We start from the raw sequence: 16,067 nt of genomic DNA, 5'->3' as shown, positions 1-16,067 counted from the left end.
AGGGCAGGGCGCGTTGGCTACCACAGGCCGAGGCGCGCCCGCAGATCCTCGACCTGCTCGGGCGTGAGGGGATTGATTGGCTGGTTGCGAAGCAGCAGGAACAGCCGCGCCGTCTCTTCGAGTTCTTCGGTTGCGTAGACGGCATTGTCGAGGCTGGTGCCGGCCACGACGGGGCCATGGTTCGCCAGCAGCACGGCGTGATGCTCGCCGGCCAATTTGTCGACCTCCCAGGCGAGGCTCTCGTCGCCCGGCGGACAATAGGGGACGATCGGCAACCGTCCCACCCGCATGACGTAATAGGCCGTCAACGGCGGCAGGCAATTGCACGGATCGAGCCCGTGCAGGCACGACACCGCGACCGAATGGGTCGAATGGAGATGCACGACCGCCTCGGCCTGGTGCCGCCGCGCATACATGACCCGGTGCAGAAAGGCTTCCTTGGTGGGCTTGTCGCCGCCGATCAGCGTTCCTGCCTCATCGAGCCGCGATAGGCGCGCGGGATCGAGTTCGCCGAGCGACGCATTGGTCGGCGTCATCAGCCAGCCGCCGTCCGGATGTCGCACCGAAATGTTGCCGGTGGAGCCAAAGGTCAGGCCACGCCGAAACAGTGAAGCGCCGACCGTGCAGATGCGTTCGCGCAGCGCCGCGTCGCTCATGTCAAGCTGCTCCAGGCCTTGAGGAAGAAATCCGGTGTGCCGAAATTTCCTGATTTGAGCGCCAGCGCCATCGGGACACCATCGAGCGTCCGGGTCCATGGCACGCCGGGGTCGATCTCTGGACCGATCGCCAAAGCTTGTGCGCCGAGTGCCTGGACCACAGCGCCCGAGGTCTCGCCGCCCGCGACGAGCAGCCGCGTGAAGCCGCGCTGCTGCAGGCCGAGGGCGATGTCGGCGATGGCATGTTCGACCAGGGCGCCGGCGGCGTCGCGTCCGAGCCGCGCCTGAGTGTCGCGAACGACGTCGGGGTCGGCGCTCGAATAGATCAGAATCGGTTGGGGGCCGGCCTGCTGGTCCACCCAGTCGAGCACATGGGTCACCGACTGATGCCCATCCGCCAATTGCCCGGCATCCAGCCGGAACGTCGGAACGCCGGCCTCGACCGCAGCCGCGACCTGTCCCCGCGTCGCGGCCGAGCAAGAGCCGGCCAGGATCGCGGCCCGCCCCGCCGGCGCCGCCATGGTGCGCGGTGGCGGTGTCAGCGTGTCGATGAGACCGGCCGCCAGATAGGCCGCCGGCAGCCCCATGGCGATGCCCGATCCGCCGGTCACGAGAGGCAGGTTGACAATCGCGGCCCCGATGTCCCGCAGATGCTGGTCCGTCAGCGCGTCGACGATCGACAGTGGACGCCCCTCGCGCGCTTCGCGAGCCAGCGCTTTGGCGATGCCGTCCGGTCCCGCCGCGACATCGGAAAAGCCGATCAGTCCGACGGCTTGCCGGGACTGGCGGCCGAGCACGCGCCGAAGGTCGCTGTCATGCATGGGATTGAGCGGATGGTCTTTCATCGGGCTTTCGCTGAGCGGCACGCCGTTCACAAAAAGCTGTCCCGCATAGATGGTGCGTCCGGCGCGTGGAAAGGCCGGGCAGGCGATCGTCTGGCCGCCGCCGACGAACGCCAGCAGCGCCTCGGCGACAGGTCCGATATTGCCCTCGTCGGTCGAATCGAAGGTCGAGCAATATTTAAAGAGAAGCTGACGCGCCTCGAGGGCGCGCAGGCTTTGCGCGGCCGCTACCGATTGCGACACCGCGTCGGCGGCCGGGATGGAGCGCGACTTGAGGGCGATCACCAGCGCGTCGATGCCGGTGAGGTTGAGGGCCGGGGACGGCAGGCCGGTGCATTGGACGGTGCGGAGCCCTTCCTGCGTCAGCGTGAGCGACAGGTCCGTCGCGCCGGTCAGGTCATCCGCAATACAGCCCAGAAGCATCGTTCATCTCCTCGATCAGGTGCGATGCTCAGGCGGTCTGGCCGAGCGAGACGCCGAGTGCCTGTGGCCAGCCCAACCCCGCATCGGTATCGGCGGCGGGCTTGTATTCTGCGCCGGTCCACCCTGCATAAGGCAAGCGATTGAGGGCCGCGAAGACGTCGCGATAGTCGAGATCGCCCAGGTCGGGTTCGGCCCGGCTTGGCACCGCCGCGATCTGCACATGACCGATGACCGGGAGGAAGCGCTCCAGATTGCCGAGCACGTCGCCCTCGTTCGACCCAACATGATAGCAATCGAACATCAGCTTGATGTTGGCGCGGCCGGTCGCCTCGATGATCGCGGCCCCCGCGGCGGCGGTGGAATAGAAATAGCCGGGCGCATCGCGCGGATTGAGCGGCTCCAGCAGCAATGTCACGCCGTGCGGCTCGGCTTTGGCGGAGGCAGCGCGCAGATTGGCGATGAAGACGTCGCGCGCCGCTGCGCGCTGGTCCGGCGGGACCACCCCGGCCATGCAATGGATTGCGGTGCCGCCCGCTTCGACCACATAGGCGATCGATTGATCCACCGAGGCCTGGAACTCGGTTTCGCGACCCGCAAGTGCGCCGAGCCCGTTCTCGCCCGCGGCGACGTTGCCTCGAACCGTGTTGATGCCGAGCAAGACCAGCCCGTGCTCGAGGCAGCGGGCTTTCACGTCGCGCGCCGGCACATCATAGGGCCAATGCAACTCGATCGCCTTAAAACCGGCCCGGGCCGCCGCGTCGATCCGGTCGAGCAACGGCCGGTCTGGCCAGAGAAAACCGAGATTGGCGGAGAAGCGCAGCATGGGGCACCCTGAAGATGAGAGATATCGCGGGCGCGCCAAAGTCGGCGCACCCGCCGTTCGTCAATGTCCGAGATGCTTGCCGAAAAAGGCCGTGATGTCCCCGAAGGCTTCCTTGGTCTCGGGCACGCGGTCGTCGAACTGATATTGCGCGTGGGACTCGCCCTCATAGACGTTGAGGTCCGCCTCGACGCCGGCGCGGCGCAGCTTGCGATGGACCCGCACGGTGTTGCTGAGCAACTGATCGCGCGTCCCCGTGGTCAGGATCGCGGGCGGGAAGCCGCTCATGTCGGCATTGACGGGCGAGAGCAGTGGATCCTTCATGTCGTGGCCATGGGCGTAGAAGGCGGCGGCATCGTCGCAAAACCCGTTCGGTGAGACCAGGACATTGTCGACAAATTCGTTCGTGTAGAAGCTATCGCCCGTCTTGGTCACATCCGCCATCGGCGTGCCGGGTGCGATGGCGCCGGGCATCGGCAGATTGTCCTGCTTGGCCTTGACGACCATTTCGAGCGTCAGCGCGCCGCCTGCCGACGTACCGATGATGCCGACGTTCTTGGGATCGGTGGTCTTCAGCACCGATTTATAGACCGTCATCGCATCGTCGAGCGCGGCTGGGAAATAGGCTTCGGGAGGCATGCGATAGTCGACAGCGATCACCTTATAATGACCGAACCCGGCCATCATGATGGCTTCCGTGGTGCCTGATGCGCCGGGAAAATAGACGTAGCAGCCGCCGTGAACGTGGACGATCACCTTGTCCTTGTTCTCGGCCGGCATCTCGTCCGGCGTCACGATAAAGACGCGCACGCCGTCGATCGTCGATGGCTCGACCTTGACGTGCATGCGCGCCTCCATGGCGGGGAGGCCCGGTACGACGCCGGCCGCGATCTTATCGGCCATCGCGCGCCATTCCTCACCGGTCTTGGGGTGGAAATCCCAACCCGGATTGAGCGGCGCGCCGATGAACTTCTGCATCTCCGGGCTGATATCGGCCGTCGGGATCTGCAGCGTCTTGGCCGGAACTTTCAGAGGAGCGAGCGCGGCATCATCTGCCCGCGCCGCCACCGAGCAGCTTGCCAGAACGGCCAAACTGGCCGCGATCGTTCGTGATAACATCATCGATAATCCTCCCTGAGAGTGCGCGGTGACGGCCTTATGGCCGGCCCGGCCGGCGTCATTTTGTCAGTGACGTTCCGTTCATTGTCGCGACGATGTCCGACAGCATCGGCACATAATCTTCGCCGTGGCCGGCGCCGACCGCGAGCGCAAAGCTGTTGCGCACCGCCGCACCCACAGGATTGGCGACCCCGAGTGCCTGCGCGAAGCCGGCCAGATAGGTCACGTCTTTATGGGCGTTGGCGATGGTGAACTTGTGGGCATTCGGGTCCCGCTCGATCACGTAGCGCCGGAAGGTTTGATAGAAGGCGCAGTCCATGCGCCCGTTCTGGATGACGCTGTCGAACACCTGCGGGGTCAGTCCCGCCTTCGCGCCGATCATCAGCGCTTCGGAGTAGAGCGCCGCGTATCCCATCGACAGGAAGTTGTTCAGCAGCTTCATCGTATGTCCGGTGCCGACCGGCCCGGTCGGCACGATGCGGCCCGCGAAGGCCTCCAGGATCGGCCGAGCCCGCGCGACGGCATCGTCTGCGCCCCCGACCATCACGTCGAGTGTGCCCTCCCATGCGTCTTTCGGCGTCCTGCTCAGGGGCGCGTCGATCAGCGTAATGCCGCGCGGCGCGAGGCTCGCGGCGAGCCGGATCGTGGACGCCGGCTCGGCGGTCGAGCAATCGATGATCAGCAGCGGCTTACCGGCAGAGGCCAGCCCGTTCTCGCCCTCGATCACGGCCTCGACTTGCGGCGAGCCGGTGACGCAGAGCAGAACCACGTCGCAGGCATCGGCCAAGGCGCGCGGTGAGGTCACCTCGGTTGCGCCGCGCTGCTTGAGGTCGTCGATCGCGTCGCGCTTGCGATGCGCCAGGACCGCGAGCGGCCATCCTTTCTCGATGATGTTCTTGGCGATGCCGTGCCCCATGAGGCCGAGGCCGATGAACCCGATCTTCTCCTTCATGGCTGGCGTCCTTGCAGGGCGGAGGCCGACACGTATTTGCGCCAATTATGTTGCTCTTCGAAGCCCAGCATCTCGCGGGTCTTCTTGTTCGACATCAGCGATTCATACTCACCGAGGGGGCGCTTCACCGGCACGTTGGGGTAGTAGCGCTTGAGCAGTTCGGCGGTCGGCAGGTCGGAGGAACAATCGTTCTGCGCCGCGTTGAAGATCTGGAAGCCAAGACCATCCGTCTCGATGCTGAGCCGGATAATCTCGCCGAGGTCGCGCGCGTCGATGTAGCTCCAGGCGATGCGTTTGCGGAAGGCGGGATCGGCGAAGAAGGCCGGGAAGTTGGCATATTCATGCGGCTCGATCACATTGCCGATGCGGATCGCATAGATGTCGGAGCCGGTGCGCTGCTGGAAGGCATGAGCGGTCCGCTCGTTGCAGATCTTGGACAAAGCGTAGCTGTCCATCGGATTGACCGGATAGTCTTCATCGAGCGGGAAATAGGCCGGGTCGCGCGGCTCATTGGCGAAAACGAGCCCGTAGGTCGTTTCCGACGAGGCGATGATGGTCTTGCGAATGCCGAGCTTTTCGGCTGCCTCGACGATCGCGTAGGTCCCCATCGTGTTGATGCGGAACACCTCGTTGTCGGGCACGATCATGATGCGGGGGATCGCAGCGAAATGGACGACGGCGTCGATCTTCGGGGCCCGCAGCGAGGGCGCGAATTCGTGCAATTCGAGCGTGCTGGTCAGCGCATTGAACACCTGGCCGGAATCGGTGATGTCCGTGATCAGGGTTCTGACCTTCGGATTGTCGAGCGGCTTGGTGTCGAGATTCAGCACGTTGTAGCCGTGCTCGACGAGATATTGGACGACGTGCCGCCCGGCTTTGCCGCTGCCGCCGGTGAAAACGATATTTTTGGCCATGTGTGCTCCCCTGTCTGTGTCGGCGGCGCGGCTCAAGCCGTCGCCGCTTCCATGATGCTTTCCTGCGAGGCGTCGGCCCGCTCGACCACGCGGCTGACCCGCCCATCCTTGATCACGACGACCCGATCGCTGACGGCCAGCACTTCGGGGAGATCGGACGAGATCACGATCACGCCCATTCCGTCGCGAGCGAGACGTCCGAGCAACGCATGAACCTCGGCCTTGGCTCCGATGTCGATGCCCCGCGTCGGCTCGTCGACAATGAGAATCTTGGGCGAGCGTGCCACCCATTTGGCGATCACGATCTTTTGCTGGTTACCGCCGCTGAGATTGTTGACGCGCTGCTCGGTCGAGGGCGTCTTGATCCCGAGCGATGTCACGAAATCGCGGCACCGCTCGGTTTCGCGGGTTCGGTCGACGAAGAAATACGGCGAATAGGCCTCAAGATGGGTCAGGCTGAAATTCTCGCGGACCGTCATCCCGAGCACGAGCCCCTGCTCCTTACGGTCCTCCGTGACGAAGCCGATCCCGAGCGCGATCGCATCGGCCGGCTCTTTGATCGCGACATCGGCCCCGTCGATGCTGATGCGGCCGGTCGAAGGCCGCATGCCGAAGATCATCTCCATGATCTCGGTCCGGCCGGACCCGATGAGACCGAAGAACCCCAACACCTCGCCTTTGTGGAGGGTGAAATCGATGTCCTTCACCTTGGCCTGATGCGGGCGAGGCTCCTTCAGGGTGAGGCCGCTGACGCGGATCAATTCCTGCGACGTGGCCGAGGACGAGTGGATGCCGTAGAGTTGGCTTAACTCCCGGTCCACCATCTTGCGGACCAGGATGTCGCGGGTTACGGCCGCGATCGGCAGGGAATCGACCGTACTGCCGTCGCGCAGGATCGTGACACGGTCGGCGATCTCGAAGATTTCGTCGAGCCGGTGCGTGATGTAGACGATCCCGATACCCTGTTGGCGCAAAGCGCGAATAAGCCCGATCAACGTGACGGCCTCGTGGTGGCTGAGCGAGGCGGTCGGCTCGTCCATGATGATGATCTTGGATCGATAGGAGATCGCCTTGGCGATCTCGATCATCTGCTTCTGACCGATGCTGAGGTCGGCGACGGGCGTCGTCGGCGCAATGGCCATGTCGAGCGTCGCCAGCACCGCTCGGGCTTCGCGATTCATACGCTCCTTGTCGAGGAACCCGCTACGGCGCAGCGGCTCGCGCGACAGGAAGATGTTCTCGGCGACCGTCAGGTTCTCCACCATGGAGAGCTCCTGGTAGATGATGCTGATGCCGAGCGAGCGCGCATGCACCGCATCGGTGATCTCGACGGGCTTGCCCTCGATCAAAATCGTCCCGCCGGGGTCGGCCTTGTAGACCCCGGTCATGATCTTCATCAGCGTGCTCTTGCCCGCGCCATTCTCACCCGCCAAGGCGTGGACTTCGCCGAGCCGCACCTGGAGATCAACCTTGTCGAGCGCCCGCACGCCCGGAAAGGTCTTCGAGACGTCGCGCATTTCGAGAAAAGGTTGCATGAAGGCTGACTTCTCGGGTCCGAGAAAGCCGGGGGCGCACCCCCGGCCGGTCCGATGATGCTACTTGGTGTAGCCATCGAGGTTCGCGGCATTGACCACGGTCACGCCGGTGTCAATGTTGGCCGGATCCTTCTCGGTGCCGTTGACTTGGTTGACGAGATTTTCGACCGCGAGCTTGCCCATTGTCACGGGCCGCTGGACCATGATGCCCTGAATGAAGCCGTCCTTGACGCCCTTCACGGTATCGGGGAGATCGTCGAAGGCGAAGACCTTCACGGTGCCCTTCTTGGACCCGAACTCCTTGGTGTCCATGACCTTGGCGACCGAGGGACCGCCGACCTGGCTGACCCCGAAGATGCCCTTGAGGCCCGGGTGCCCGCGAAGAAGCGCCTCATCGACCGACACGGCCTTCGCGAGATCGTCGTCGGTGCCCTCGGTCGCCACGATCTTGATGTCGGGATATTTGGCCAGCGCCTTCTTGATGCCCGTGATGCGCTCGTTCAGGTTCGAGGCACCCAATTGACCCGTCACGATGGCGACTTCGCCCTTGCCGTCGAGCGCTTTGGCCATGGACTCGCCCATCGTCGCGCCGGCGGATTCATTGTTGGTGCCAATATACATGCTGCGCGCGCTTTTGGCGCTGTCGCTGTCGAAGGTCAGCACCTTGATGCCGCTGGCGACGGCCTTCTTGATGACGGCTTCCACCGACTTCGGCTCGTTGACCGAGATCGCGATGCCGTCGACCTTCTTGCTCATCAGATCTTCGAGGATCTTGACCTGCGTCGAGCCTTGCGTGTTCTGCGGCACGACCCACTGGTAGTTGACCCCGAGGGCCTTGGATTCTTCACTGGCGCCCTTGTTGCAATCGTCGAAGAACGGCACTGCCACTTTCGGCACGACCGCGATCGTGATGTCCTTGGCGTCCTTCGCGAACGCGGCAGGCGCGCCACAGATGGGTAGGATGGCCAACACAGCCGCAAGTGAAAGCGAAATATTCAAAACCTTGGTCATGATCGTTTCCTTTTTTCCCGTTGTGGTCTTTGACGTTTTTGGATTGTTGTCTGGATCTGTCGTGTCGTGTCGTGTCGTGCCGCTGCCCCCGGCCCTAGCCTCCTCTGGCTCTGTTGCGCCACACGTCGAGGCTCACGGCGATCAGGATGACGGCGCCGGTGATGGCCTGTTGGGCGTAGGTGTCGATATTCATCAGCACGACGCCGTTGGCGATGATGCCGGCGAGCGCCGCTCCGATGATCGCGCCTTCGACGCTGCCGACGCCGCCGGCCAGGCTCGCGCCTCCGATAGCGGCGGCCGCGATCACGTCGAGTTCGGCGCCGAAGCCGGAGGCTGGTTCGGCCGACAGATAACGCGAGAAGCTGATGACGCCGGCGATCGAAGCGATCAGGCCGGACAGCATGTAGACCAGCAGCTTGACGCGCGCCGTCTTGACGCCGCTGAGCCGCGCCGCCAACTCGTTCCCGCCCGTGGCATAGACGTGCCGTCCGAACCGCGTCTTCCGCATCAGGATCGAGAAGATGATCGTCATGGCCAGCATGATGACAACCGGGATCGGTACCAGCCCGACATAGCCCTGCCCAATCTGCGAGAAGATGTCAGGAGTATCCGGCGTCAGCGGTACGCCATGCGTGATGATGTACATCAGCCCGCGCCCGATGCTCAGCGACCCGAGCGTCGCGATGAAGGGCGGCAGCCGGACGACCGTGATCAGCACACCGTTGAACAAGCCGAACAGCAGGCCCGTCACCAAACCGCCGAGGATGCACACGATCGTCGGGAGGCCGGACTGGAAGCCGAGCGCCGTTACGAGGGACGACAGCCCCATCACCGAACCGACCGACAGATCGATGCCGCCCGTGATGATGACCATAACCATGCCGATCGACATGATGGCGATGAGCGAAAACGACCGGAAGACGCCCATGAGGTTGTCGGTCGTCATGAAGTAGGGCGTCGAGAAGCTGATGAGCGCCACAACCAGGAGGAGGGCCATCAGCACGTTCAATTCACGCACCTTTAGCACGGCGGTCCAGCCGAGGCTGAGGCGCGATGGGCCGACCGGGACGGCCGTCGCTTGGCGTTCGAGCACGGTGTCTCTCCTCCCTAGCCTCCACCTTTCTGGTGGATGGCGGTCTGCCGCATCAGGTCGTGGGTGTCATTCCGGGGAGGTCGAGCCCGGTCATCTTGGCGATCATTCGGGCCACCGACGCGTCGTCGTCGCGCCCCATGCCGGCCGCCGAGGTCATCAGAAACAATTGCAGCGCGTTGGCGGCCAGGGGCGTCGGAAATTTCTCCGAGCGGCCCATATCGGCCACGATGCCGAGATCCTTCGAAAAAATATCGACCGCGCTGGCGGGGCTGTAGTCCCCGGACAGCACATGCGGGATGCGGTTTTCGAACATCCAGGAATTGCCAGCCGAGGCGGTGATGACTTCGAAGACCTTATCGAGGTCGAGTCCCAGCCGCTTGGCAAAGGTGATGGCCTCGCAAGCCGCCGCGATATGGACCCCGGCCAGCAGTTGATTGACCATTTTGAAGGACGCGCCGATGCCGGGCTCGTCGCCGAGGCGATAGACGGTTTTCGCGATAGCCTGAAGCACCGGTTCGGCTCGCGCGAAGGCGTCCGGCGCGCCGGAGGCCATGACCGTGAGCTCACCGTTTGCCGCGCGTGCGACGCCGCCACTCATCGGCGCATCGAGGTAAAGCAGGCCGGCTTCGGCGCAGCGCCGACCAAGCCGGCGCGCATCCTCGGGCGCCATGGTGGCCGATGAAATGACGATACCGCCTCGCCGCATCGTGTGAACGGCGCCCTCGCGGTCCCCGCCGCCGAACAGAACCGTCTCGGTCTGGGCCGCATTGACGACCACGACGACCACAATGTCCGAATCCCGTGCCGCATCCGCGGCATCTGTCGCGGGTCGTCCGCCGGCGGCCGCAAATTTTCCGAGTGCGTCCGTATTGGGATCGAAGCCGCTGACCGGCATGGACGCCTTCAGGATCGACAGTCCGATTCCAAGGCCCATCGAGCCGAGGCCGATCACGGCAATCGCGTCTGTTCCGCTCATCGGCATTGTCCCCCGCGATCGTGACCCGGAGCGTGTCGCGCTGGGCGATCACGCTCTCTCGACAGGCTCTAGCGGCCCGCTCACACCATCAATGCACGGCATGGCAGCGCTGTCATCAAAAATATGACAGCGCTGCCATCTGTTCCTTAACGCACAGAGGGGTGCGCCGCGTGGGCAATGAGGGAGCTTGACCAGAGGGCGATTAATGCCGAAGCGTCTGAGGGAGATAGCAGGAACCCTGCCCACCTGGGCCGGGCGTGACACGCAAGAGCATCGGCATGGGGCCCACCGGGCCGAAGAGGCGTTTCGCCGCAGGCAAGTCCACCACCGTCACCCTGGCCGATGTGGCCCGGCTCGCGAACGTGAGCGAAATCACGGTGTCGCGCATCCTGCGGAATATCGGACCTGTGGCCGATGCGACCCGTGACCGCGTGCTGGCGGCCGTCGCCGACCTCGGTTACGTCCCGAACCGGGTGGCCGGCGCTCTCGCATCGGCGACCTCGAATCTCATCGGCGTCATCATACCGTCCTTGTCCAACATCGTCTTCGCTGACGTGTTGCGCGGCATCGATGCCGGGCTGGAGCCATCGGGCTTCCGGCCCGTCGTCGGCATTACCAACTACGCAGCCGTCACGGAGGAAAAGCTGGTCGGGTCGCTGCTGGCTTGGAAGCCCGCCGCCATGATCCTGGTCGGCTTCGACCACACGCCAATCACCCGGCGTCGCTTACAACAAAGCGGCCTTCGCGTGGCCGAACTCATGGATATCGATTCCGAGCCGATCGATCTCGCGGTCGGCCTGTCGCATCGCGCCGCCGGCTACGAGAGCATCCGCTATCTCGTTGGTCGTGGGTATCGGCGGTTCGGCTATGTCGGTCACGACTGGGACACTGACCGTCGGGCGCGCTTGCGCTGGGACGGCATGGTGGAGGCGCTGGCCGAGACGGGTCTAACCTTCGAAGCCGAAGCCTTGTTCGAGGGGCCGAGTTCGACCCAGGCTGGACGCACGATGTTGGCCGGGCTGCTTCGCAAACCGCATGATCTCGACGTCGTCATGTTCTCGAACGACGATATGGCGGTCGGCGGTGTCTTCCACTGCATGGCCGAGGGCATTACGCCGAAACGCGATCTGGCGCTCTTCGGCTTCAACGGTCTCGATATCGGGCAGGCTCTCCCGACCCCTCTGTCGACGATCCGCTCCAACCGGTTCCTGATCGGAAAGACAGCGGTCGACCGGATCCTCTCGCAACCAGACCGCGATGGCGCGACGGCCGTCATCGATACAGGGTTCGAGATCCTGACGGGCGAGACCGCTTAGGGTCGCGCGCGATCAGCACCAAAGCAGCGCTGCTTTAGCGCCAAAGCAGCGCTCCAATAGCGCCAAAGCTGTTGCCGATCTGCTTCGCGGTGCGGAAAAATGCCAAAACCAAGGCACGTCCGCGGAACACGCCACCTGTTGCACACATTCGGCATCGACAAGGCGTTAACTGGGTCGGTGCAGGTTGGCGCGGTCCTTTCAAACACATCGAGCTGAGGCGTTCGGTCGGCACCCCGCAGGACCGAGCGCGAGCAGACGGTAGGAGTTCAATCGATGGTCAATCCGAGCCGGCGTTCCTTGTTGTTGGGAGCCGCGAGCCTTGTTGGCGCGTCTTACGGTGCCGCCTTTTCGCCAAAGCGGGCGATGGCCCAGGAGTTCGCCGATCCCGCGCAGCTCTACGCGCAGGTGGATGGCGAGCCCTTCGCGGTTCCGGCCGTCAACCTCAAGCGCATCAACCCCCACTTCCTTCGAACGGTCGTCGAGTATAATTCCAACGAGGCGCCCGGCACCATCATCATTGATCCGGCGACCCGCTATCTCTACGTCGTCAACGGCGATGGCCGTGCGATCCGCTACGGCGTCGGCGTCGGCCGCCAGGGCTTCTCGTGGTCCGGCGTCGCCACCATCAATGCGAAGCGGGAATGGCCGGATTGGTACCCGCCCAAGGAGATGATGGCTCGCGATCCCCACGTGATCCAAGCGGTCGAGAAGCTGCAGGGCGGTCTCGGCATGCGCGGCGGACCGGGCAATCCGCTCGGCGCTCGCGCCATGTATCTCTACCAGAACGGCAAGGACACGCTCTACCGCATCCACGGCACGATCGAGCCGTGGACGATCGGCACCAGCGTGTCGTCCGGCTGTATCCGCATGATCAACCAGGACGTCATCGACCTCTACAGCCGCATTCCGGTCGGCACCAAGGTCATGGTTCTCGGACCGAATGCGAATGGCGGCCTCGAGGCGCGTCAGGAGCCGCAGGCCCGGCGGGCGCAGCCCGTCCTGCAGGACGACCAGACCTACGATCCCAACTACGACATGATGCCGCCCGACGCCGATCAGTAAGGCGTTTCGGCCTGCGTCTCAGCTGTGGGCGAAGTCCCAGTAGAGCGCGCGGGCCTTGGTATAGAAGGGGCCGGGCTGCAAAGCCCGGTCATCCAGCTTCGTGACCGGCATGACCTTGGCGAAATTGCCAGATGAGAAAATCTCGTCGGCGGCTTGGAATGCCGCATAAGTCAGGCTGGTCTCGACGACGGTCACGCCATCGCGGCGCAGCAGCTCGATGACGCGCTGCCGCGTCACGCCGTTCAGGAACGTGCCGTTCGGGGCCGGGGTGTAGACGATGCCGTCCTTGGCCAGGAACACGTTGGAATTGGCGAGTTCGGCCACATGGCCGAGCATGTCGACCAGCAGGCAATTGCCGAAACCCCGCTCATGCGCCTCGATCAAGGCGCGGGTGCTGTTGGGGTAAAGGCAACCGGCCTTGGCGTCGACCGGTGCCGTTTCGGCCGTCGGGCGACGGAAGGGCGAGAGGGTCGCCGAGATGCCACGCGCCGGGTCGGGCATCGGCGCCTCGTAGACGCAGAGGCACCATCGGGTCGAGTCCGGGTCGAACCGGACGCCACCCCCGGCCGCGCCCGCATCGGCCCAGTACATCGGCCTGACGTAGAGCGCCGCCTCCCTGTCGAATTTGGCGATGCCTTCGCGGGCCAGCGCGATCCATCGATCGACGGGCACCACGGGCTTGAGCAGGAAGTTCGTGGCCGACCGGTTGATCCGCTCGCAATGATAATCGAGGTCGGGCGTCACGCCCTCGAACATCCGCGCGCCGTCGAAGACCGTCGATCCGAGCCACGCGCCATGGGTGCGTGGCCCCATGATGCCGACATTGCCCTCGTGCCACGCCTCCTCGAAGAAGGTCCAGGTCCGCGAGGTTTCATTGGTGTTCACGCGGGCCATGCCGGATCCTTCCTCGTGCCGTCCGAAACGGTCGGCCAATCATTCCATGCTAGGTTTATCATGCCCCGCGTTGCCGTCTCGTTGCGGTCACCACAAATCCGGACCTCTATGCCGCTCGATCCCCGCGCTCAGCGCCTTCTCGCCATGCTGGCGCTTTCGAACCAAGCGCAGGCGCTTTCAAACCAAGCGAACCCGGCTGAAACCGGCGTCGATGCGGCTGAGCGGCGGCGCAGCTTCACGGCCCTGATGAACCTGTCGCGGCACGCCGAGGTCGTTGCCTCCGTGACGGACGGAACGGTTCAGGGAGCGGACGGACCTTTGCCGGCCCGGTGCTACACGCCGATGGATGCGCCGGACGGCCCGATGCCCGGCCTCGTCTTCTTCCATGGCGGTGGTCTCGTGGCGGGTGATCTCGACACGCATGATGCGTTCTGTCGCAGCCTCGCCGCGGTGGCGGCATGCCGCGTCATCGCGGTCGCCTATCGGCTTGCGCCAGAGCATCGCTTTCCAGCAGCGGTCGACGATGCGGTCGCGGCCACCAGCGCCATCTTGGGCGAAGCGTCGGCGTGGGGGCTCGACTCAGCGCGCATCGGCGTCGCTGGGGATTCAGCCGGCGCCACCCTGGCCACGGTCGTGGCGGCTGCCGACTCGGACACTGCGACGCCCCGCTTGCGCCTGCAGGTGCTGCTTTGCCCGGTGCTCGATCTCGCGGTTCGGCGTCCCTCGCGGCTGGACTTTGGGCAGGGTTATATGCTGGATCAGGTCACGATGGATCGCGATCTTGCTGCTTATCTCCCGCCGGGCATCGATCCGGCCGATCCGCGCGTTTCCCCGCTGCATCGGGATGATCTCGCCGGCTTTTGTCCCGCCCTGATCCACACTGCCGCCTTCGATCCGCTCCGCGACGAGGGCCTCGCCTATGCCGAGCGGCTGACGGCGGCCGGCGTCCCGGTACGCCATACCTGTCACCCCGGCATGATCCACCATTTCGTGGCTTTGACGGGCCTGATTCCGGCGGCCGCGATCGCTCTTTCGGCCATAGGAGCTGAAATTCGCGCGGCGCTCGCGCCATGAGCGAGGTTCTGGGATGGTCTCCGGCGGATCAATCGGGCATGGAACGCCCCTTGATGCAATCGGACGTCCCCTTGGTATTTCGCTCTGACAATCTTGCGGTTCGCGCCCATCTGGGGCGGGGCTCGCGCGTGTGTTTCGTGACCTTCGATCCCATGTCGGACGATCTATCGCTCGATCGGCCAGCCTTCGCCGAGGCCTACCTCGCTGGGCTCGGCATCGATTCGATCCACATTCTGTCGGCCAATAATCTTTGGTACCAGGACGCCGATCTCCCCGCCGTGCTCGATCAGGTGCGTGACCTCGTCACCGGATATGACAACGTCGTGGCCTATGGATCGAGCATGGGGGGCTATGCCGCCTTGCGCTTCGGCGCCCGGGCCGGCGCCAAGACCGCCATTGCGATCTCGCCGCAATATTCCGTCATCGACGCTCGCGTTCCGCACGAGACGCGATGGCGCGAGCTGCGTGAGAGCGTGCAATGGCTGCACGAACATCCGGGCGACACGCTGCCGGCCTTCGACGATGCCGTGATCTTCTGCGACGACCGGGAGAGCGATGGGCGACACGCGATGCTGATCGCGGCCGAAATCCCCACCGCTCGAATTGTTAGTTTGCCTTATGCGGGCCATCCGGCCGGGACGTTCCTGGCCGAGACCGGCGTTCTGTCGTCGGCCATCCTGGACGCTGCCTATCGTCGGATCGACCTCGAAGCGCTGTATCGCACCGTTCGGCAGCGCCGCCGTCGCTCGGGCCATTATCTCTATACGCTGGCGCGCCGTCAGCCGCTCTGCCGCATGCGAACGAAGCTCGGCCTCATGGAATTGGCGCTTGCGGCGCAACCGTTCGAGCCGGTCTATCTGAGCTATTCCGCCCTGGTGCTAGAGGCTGCCGGCCAGGGTGTGGCGGCGCTGGAGCGGCATGAACGCGCGACCGCCAACCCCTTGTTCGGCTTGGCGCATATCCGTCGCGGCCGGTGCTTGTGGCGAGCCGGCCTCCGCGCGGACGGCATGGGCGCGATCGCTCAGGCGCGCGTGGGTTTGCCCCGCAGTGTCGGCCCCATCGAAATCGGGGCGCTGATGCTGGCGCTCGATCGCCGCGCCGCGGACGCCATGACGCTGCTGTTTCGTTTCGATGAGCGGCGCCCCGCCTCCGTGATCCCCGCCGCCCGGCAGCGATGGATCGACGTCGCGGCGAAATATCCGGCCATCAGTGGCGGCATCGGCCGGGTGGTCGGCTTCTACCTGACGCGACGAACCAAGCTGCTGCAACGGTCCGCGCGGGACGAATTGACCGAAGCCGATCGCGAATGAGCCGCTCACGATGGCGGGTCGGTGCGCGCGACAAGAGAGATGCAACGTCGCGCCGCCTTTGTTAGTCTAT

At 64.6% G+C, this 16,067-nt stretch carries 15 protein-coding genes; 4 read left to right on the top strand and 11 right to left on the bottom strand.

Going from position 1 to position 16,067, the window contains the following annotated elements:
- Positions 1 to 17 precede the first annotated feature (17 nt).
- The 10 genes from otnC to ltnD form a co-directional block, all read right to left on the bottom strand.
- Entirely contained in the window at positions 18 to 656 is a 639-nt protein-coding gene (gene otnC, locus EY713_RS03870) for a 3-oxo-tetronate 4-phosphate decarboxylase (protein ID WP_131113648.1), read from the bottom strand.
- Complete coding sequence (gene otnK, locus EY713_RS03865) at positions 653 to 1,921, bottom strand: 3-oxo-tetronate kinase (protein ID WP_131113647.1); 1,269 nt, start codon at positions 1,919 to 1,921, stop codon at positions 653 to 655. The genes otnC and otnK overlap by 4 nt, the downstream gene beginning before the upstream one ends.
- Before the next feature lie 28 nt (positions 1,922 to 1,949).
- Positions 1,950 to 2,744 carry a hydroxypyruvate isomerase family protein gene (locus EY713_RS03860; protein ID WP_131113646.1) on the bottom strand — a complete coding sequence of 265 codons (795 nt, stop codon included), beginning with the start codon at positions 2,742 to 2,744 and terminating at the stop codon, positions 1,950 to 1,952.
- 60 nt (positions 2,745 to 2,804) lie between these two features.
- On the bottom strand, positions 2,805 to 3,863 hold the full coding sequence (locus EY713_RS03855) for an alpha/beta hydrolase fold domain-containing protein (RefSeq protein ID WP_131113645.1): 1,059 nt from the start codon (positions 3,861 to 3,863) through the stop codon (positions 2,805 to 2,807).
- Positions 3,864 to 3,918: 55 nt separating this feature from the next.
- Positions 3,919 to 4,812: an NAD(P)-dependent oxidoreductase gene (locus EY713_RS03850; protein ID WP_131113644.1), complete on the bottom strand. Its 894-nt coding sequence runs from the start codon at positions 4,810 to 4,812 to the stop codon at positions 3,919 to 3,921.
- Positions 4,809 to 5,726, bottom strand: a complete 918-nt coding sequence (locus EY713_RS03845) for an NAD-dependent epimerase/dehydratase family protein (RefSeq protein ID WP_131113643.1) — start codon at positions 5,724 to 5,726, stop codon at positions 4,809 to 4,811. Before EY713_RS03845 ends, EY713_RS03850 begins: the two co-directional genes overlap by 4 nt.
- 32 nt (positions 5,727 to 5,758) lie before the next feature.
- The gene (locus EY713_RS03840; protein WP_131113642.1) at positions 5,759 to 7,261 is read right to left on the bottom strand and encodes a sugar ABC transporter ATP-binding protein; all 1,503 of its coding nucleotides are present in this window, start codon (positions 7,259 to 7,261) and stop codon (positions 5,759 to 5,761) included.
- Positions 7,262 to 7,321: 60 nt separating this feature from the next.
- Positions 7,322 to 8,272, bottom strand: coding sequence for a sugar-binding protein (locus tag EY713_RS03835; protein WP_131113641.1), 951 nt, complete (start codon positions 8,270 to 8,272; stop codon positions 7,322 to 7,324).
- A gap of 94 nt (positions 8,273 to 8,366) precedes the next feature.
- Positions 8,367 to 9,365, bottom strand: coding sequence for an ABC transporter permease (locus tag EY713_RS03830; RefSeq protein ID WP_207388316.1), 999 nt, complete (start codon positions 9,363 to 9,365; stop codon positions 8,367 to 8,369).
- Positions 9,366 to 9,417: 52 nt separating this feature from the next.
- On the bottom strand, positions 9,418 to 10,347 hold the full coding sequence (gene ltnD / locus EY713_RS03825) for an L-threonate dehydrogenase (protein ID WP_425374334.1): 930 nt from the start codon (positions 10,345 to 10,347) through the stop codon (positions 9,418 to 9,420).
- Positions 10,348 to 10,619: 272 nt separating this feature from the next.
- Between ltnD and EY713_RS03820 the strand changes: the two genes are divergently transcribed.
- Both EY713_RS03820 and EY713_RS03815 read left to right on the top strand, forming a co-directional pair.
- Positions 10,620 to 11,657 carry a LacI family DNA-binding transcriptional regulator gene (locus tag EY713_RS03820; protein ID WP_131119235.1) on the top strand — a complete coding sequence of 346 codons (1,038 nt, stop codon included), beginning with the start codon at positions 10,620 to 10,622 and terminating at the stop codon, positions 11,655 to 11,657.
- 273 nt (positions 11,658 to 11,930) lie between these two features.
- Positions 11,931 to 12,719 carry a L,D-transpeptidase gene (locus EY713_RS03815; protein WP_131113639.1) on the top strand — a complete coding sequence of 263 codons (789 nt, stop codon included), beginning with the start codon at positions 11,931 to 11,933 and terminating at the stop codon, positions 12,717 to 12,719.
- 18 nt (positions 12,720 to 12,737) lie between these two features.
- On the opposite strand, the gene EY713_RS03810 is transcribed toward EY713_RS03815, so the two are convergent.
- Positions 12,738 to 13,613, bottom strand: coding sequence for a branched-chain amino acid aminotransferase (locus tag EY713_RS03810; RefSeq protein WP_131113638.1), 876 nt, complete (start codon positions 13,611 to 13,613; stop codon positions 12,738 to 12,740).
- 60 nt (positions 13,614 to 13,673) lie between these two features.
- On the opposite strand from EY713_RS03810, the gene EY713_RS03805 reads away from it, so the two are divergent.
- Complete coding sequence (locus EY713_RS03805; RefSeq protein ID WP_342635977.1) at positions 13,674 to 14,687, top strand: alpha/beta hydrolase; 1,014 nt, start codon at positions 13,674 to 13,676, stop codon at positions 14,685 to 14,687.
- Positions 14,688 to 14,758: 71 nt separating this feature from the next.
- The gene (locus tag EY713_RS03800) at positions 14,759 to 15,997 is read left to right on the top strand and encodes an alpha/beta fold hydrolase (protein ID WP_131113637.1); all 1,239 of its coding nucleotides are present in this window, start codon (positions 14,759 to 14,761) and stop codon (positions 15,995 to 15,997) included.
- Positions 15,998 to 16,067 lie beyond the last annotated feature (70 nt).

The sequence above is a fragment of the Lichenihabitans psoromatis genome, from assembly GCF_004323635.1.
GTDB lineage: Bacteria > Pseudomonadota > Alphaproteobacteria > Rhizobiales > Beijerinckiaceae > Lichenihabitans > Lichenihabitans psoromatis.
The sequence above is the reverse complement of the archived record's forward strand: the minus strand, read 5'-3'. Positions and strand labels throughout refer to the sequence as shown.

What these genes read in the sequence shown, in the direction of transcription:
- EY713_RS03855 (WP_131113645.1), bottom strand. Translation starts at nt 3,863, where the DNA reads ATGATGTTATCACGAACGATCGCGGCCAGTTTGGCCGTTCTGGCAAGC.
- EY713_RS03805 (WP_342635977.1), top strand. Translation starts at nt 13,674, where the DNA reads ATGCCCCGCGTTGCCGTCTCGTTGCGGTCACCACAAATCCGGACCTCT.
- EY713_RS03810 (WP_131113638.1), bottom strand. Translation starts at nt 13,613, where the DNA reads ATGGCCCGCGTGAACACCAATGAAACCTCGCGGACCTGGACCTTCTTC.
- EY713_RS03820 (WP_131119235.1), top strand. Translation starts at nt 10,620, where the DNA reads ATGGGGCCCACCGGGCCGAAGAGGCGTTTCGCCGCAGGCAAGTCCACC.
- ltnD (WP_425374334.1), bottom strand. Translation starts at nt 10,347, where the DNA reads ATGCCGATGAGCGGAACAGACGCGATTGCCGTGATCGGCCTCGGCTCG.
- EY713_RS03835 (WP_131113641.1), bottom strand. Translation starts at nt 8,272, where the DNA reads ATGACCAAGGTTTTGAATATTTCGCTTTCACTTGCGGCTGTGTTGGCC.
- EY713_RS03840 (WP_131113642.1), bottom strand. Translation starts at nt 7,261, where the DNA reads ATGCAACCTTTTCTCGAAATGCGCGACGTCTCGAAGACCTTTCCGGGC.
- EY713_RS03850 (WP_131113644.1), bottom strand. Translation starts at nt 4,812, where the DNA reads ATGAAGGAGAAGATCGGGTTCATCGGCCTCGGCCTCATGGGGCACGGC.
- otnK (WP_131113647.1), bottom strand. Translation starts at nt 1,921, where the DNA reads ATGCTTCTGGGCTGTATTGCGGATGACCTGACCGGCGCGACGGACCTG.
- EY713_RS03860 (WP_131113646.1), bottom strand. Translation starts at nt 2,744, where the DNA reads ATGCTGCGCTTCTCCGCCAATCTCGGTTTTCTCTGGCCAGACCGGCCG.
- otnC (WP_131113648.1), bottom strand. Translation starts at nt 656, where the DNA reads ATGAGCGACGCGGCGCTGCGCGAACGCATCTGCACGGTCGGCGCTTCA.
- EY713_RS03815 (WP_131113639.1), top strand. Translation starts at nt 11,931, where the DNA reads ATGGTCAATCCGAGCCGGCGTTCCTTGTTGTTGGGAGCCGCGAGCCTT.
- EY713_RS03845 (WP_131113643.1), bottom strand. Translation starts at nt 5,726, where the DNA reads ATGGCCAAAAATATCGTTTTCACCGGCGGCAGCGGCAAAGCCGGGCGG.